This is a genomic window from Desulfurella sp., assembly GCF_023256235.1.
Taxonomy (GTDB): Bacteria; Campylobacterota_A; Desulfurellia; order Desulfurellales; family Desulfurellaceae; genus Desulfurella.
The window spans coordinates 1-3,630 of the sequence record NZ_JAGDWY010000055.1 but is presented as its reverse complement, the minus strand read 5'-3'; the positions used below and the strand labels follow the sequence as shown (position 1 = coordinate 3,630).

Here is a 3,630-nt window from a genome sequence, read left to right as displayed (position 1 = left end):
ATAATTTCCCTTTTAGCATTAAATATAAGTTTCTGGAATGCCTGCATACGGCTTGAACCGTTTCTTTTGTATTTAAAAACTTCATGGTTTATTAAATCTTCAAAAACTATATCATAAGGATTAATTGATATATCGTAGTATCTTCGCAACTCAGACATCCCGTCTATTAAACCTAATTTCCATTTTAGATATAGCAATCTGTTTAGCACTGCAACAAGAAAATGTCCGCTGCCTACGGCTGGATCACAAATTTTAACAGATGACAATATGTTTTTAATGATATCTCGATTGTTATCCAGATAACCGCTTAAATAGGCATTCTGAAAACTGTCATAATTTTCATAATTTGTTTCGAGATTTCTATTGACCTCAGAAATAATATAATTCTCTAACGCAATTTTTGCCATATAGTCTGTAATTTCGCTTGGCGTGTAAACACTTCCATCTTTATAGCCGTTAATTTTTTCGAATACCAAACCTAAAACCGCAGGGCTTATGAATGTTTTATTGCTTTGTTTTTTTTCACTTCCAAAATCATAAGCATCCAGAAACTTAAAAAGGTAATCTAATATTTTTACTGTTTCTTCTCTGCGTTTTTTGTTATTATCTAATAAAATTGTTTTTTCATAATATGGCAACGGATTGTTTAACATATCAGATATTGGATATTTTGCTTCAATATCTTGTTTTTCGAATAGTGAACTGTTAAGGTAAGGGATAAAATTAAAATCATCTGTTTCTCTATCGTTTAGTTTCTTGGCTAAGATATTAAAAAACAAATGATTAAGTCTATTAAACTCATTAATTCTATCAGTATTTAAAAATTTCATGCTTTGATCATCATTAAAAGAAACCAATTGTGATTCGAATAGTTTTAGGAAAAGTATTCTATTGAACCACAAAATAATAATTTCAAGAATTTCTTCATTTATTTGGTTTGTTTTTGGCAAATTTCCCGTTTTTCTTATTAAATCATAAATTGTATTATTAACACCATTTGGCACAATTATCTTTTTTGAAGAACTTGTTCCTGCATCTTTTTCTTTTAAGCCAAAAATATACAGCAACTCATTATAAAAGTTTTTATCTAAATTGTTAGGGATTATCCAGCCTTCTTTAAATAATGTTTTTCTATTTAGTAAGTAGTATAATGCTTTTGCTTTGATTTCATCTGGATATTGTTTATTTTTTAAATTTAAATAAAAAAAATCTAATTTTATGTTGTATTTGTCTATAAATTTCCTTATAAGCTCATATTTTTCTGCCTTACTTTTGTTTTTATAATTGTTTTTATAATTATAAAATTTTTGGGGGAAGCTATTATCTCTGAAACCAGTATAGCAGAAACCAGTATAGCGCTGAAAGCCTTCATTACTAATGAAATTATTAAACAAGGTCGAATCGTTTAAAATAAACCATTCTAAACCATTGGTAATAATGAAATAATTAATATCAACACTGCCGTTTTCTACATTTTCTATATAGTTTTCTATTATTTGATGTAAGGCTTTTTTGTTAACATTATCTGGTCTTACCATTTCTGTTATATTTTGCGGTCTTTTCACTTCGATAAAAGCTCGCAGTGTGCCTTGATCATCTTTAATTGAGATGTCTAATCGCTGATCTTCTACTACAATATTTCTTCTTTTGTATAACATTGACAAAAAATTAACTATGTCTTGCCTTAAGTTACTTTCGCTTCCGTTTTCATTAGCAGTGTTAATGATATTTTTGTATTTTTCTAAAACATCATCTAAATTATCTATGTTTTGTTCCAAAATCTTTTCTTTTTTAAAAAACTCAATTAAGTCGTTTTCTGGTCTCAGCATTTAAACCTCCTTTTTTGCAACAAAAAGTTTGCAATATTGTTATATAACATTTTTTTTCACAACACTTACAATCAAAACTAAATCAATCCTTTTTCTTTCAATATCCATTTAATTTCTTGCCCGCTTAATCTTAAGTAGATAGCTGTAGTCGTAAGTGATGAGTGCCCAAGCAATGCTTGCACGGCGGTTACAGGCACTCCTGCACGCAAGAGTTCTATGGCTCTAGTGTGGCGTAAAATGTGCGGATGAGACAGATTTTTTGGCAAACCTGCTTTTTCTCCTATTAAATAGAATCTCCTTCTAAAATTACAGTCTAAGACTTTAAATACCTTGCCTTTTTCGCTTGGGTATTGGGCTAAATAAGTGGCAAGTTCACTTATAACCTGGTTAGGAATAGGCACTATGCGGAATGTTTTGTTTCTTTGTTTTAGCGTAACAAGCTTTACTTCGGAATTTCTAAAATCAACATCTGTGTTGTCGTTTATACTCAATACTTCATTAAGCCTTGCTCCGGTAAAGCGCAAAAATAGATATACTAGCCAGTATTTGCCTTTTGCCTTGCGGTATTTGACTGATTTGTCGTAGTAATCCATAAACGCTTGCGTTAAAGCGTTTAACTGATCTTCACTTAAGTATTCTATTTTTGCGGTTTTATAGTTTATCGGCAAATTGCCGTTGCCGTTGGTTATGTTCATTTTTTCCTCCGTGTTTTAAAAGTGTTCTTATTTATAATAATTTAAATTTTCCTGCCATACCACACCACCCTGCCGTTTATTGCAATTTCGTCTTCCGAAACTAAAAACGTTCGATACAGTTTATTATCGCTTATCACTAATATTTTGCCAGACTGACAATCGTATTGCAGCCTTTTTACTATAATGGAATCTTCATTATTTTTAATAGCTATAGCATATATTCCGCCGGCTTTATCCAAAAAATTTTGATTATGATTGACTAAAATTATATCACCTGATTTAAACGTAGGCTCCATACTGTCACCAGCAACTTCTATAAGCGACAACTTTTGAGGATCGCCAAATTTAGATAACCAGTTGCGCTTAAACATCAATGTGGCTTCAATATCATCAATGTCTACAGCATCATTACCAGCGCTTATTCTGCAGCTTATAAGAGGTAAACTGACAAAATCAGATAAATTATCTGATAAAGTTTCGTCTTCATTAACGTTTTGTTCTAAAAAAGTACTGCCTTCACCAGTTAAAACCCAATTTGGATTAACGTTATAAATTTCTTTTAATTTAAGAAGTACCTCTAAAGGAATGCTATATCGAGATTTTTCAATACCCCCGTAAAATCCCTGTGTTACACCCAAAGATTCACCAAGTTGTTTTTGAGTAAATCCCAAATCTTTTCTTAAAGATTTTAACCTGCTACCCGTTTTTTGTAATTTCTCTTTTACCAATTCATTAACTGCATCATTGCCTGTGACAATCATATTAGCCTCTTTTTTTTTATTTTAACCCCGCTTACTTATCAAGCTTATCAAGCCTGCCCTATGTGTTCAGGATCGGCAGGAAATCTCAGTTTTAGCAATTAACACTAAAACATAATATATAATAGTATCTTTTGCAAAAATATCAAGGGTAAAATGAAAATTATCGTATTTTTTAAAATGGCTTTAAAATAAGGTTTTGGAAAATTGAAGATTTTTAAATTTGTTACAATTGATACTAAAATAGATATTTTAGGATAAATAGAGTTACATACATCAATATTTTTTCTTGCCAACAACATTGGTTTTTGGTAGTATCGCATTTATAAAAACGGTGATTTACAAAAA

The 3,630-nt window shown here is 30.4% G+C and carries 2 protein-coding genes and 1 pseudogene; all 3 read right to left on the bottom strand.

Going from position 1 to position 3,630, the window contains the following annotated elements; translation table 11 throughout:
- Positions 1 to 1,829 (bottom strand): annotated as a pseudogene (locus tag Q0C22_RS05465) (hypothetical protein); the annotation flags it as partial.
- Positions 1,830 to 1,906: 77 nt separating this feature from the next.
- The gene (locus Q0C22_RS05460) at positions 1,907 to 2,524 is read right to left on the bottom strand and encodes a site-specific integrase (protein WP_291492578.1); all 618 of its coding nucleotides are present in this window, start codon (positions 2,522 to 2,524) and stop codon (positions 1,907 to 1,909) included.
- Between the two features lie 41 nt (positions 2,525 to 2,565).
- A complete protein-coding gene (locus Q0C22_RS05455; RefSeq protein ID WP_291492576.1) occupies positions 2,566 to 3,285 on the bottom strand; it encodes a S24 family peptidase in 720 nt (239 codons plus the stop codon).
- Positions 3,286 to 3,630: the final 345 nt, after the last annotated feature.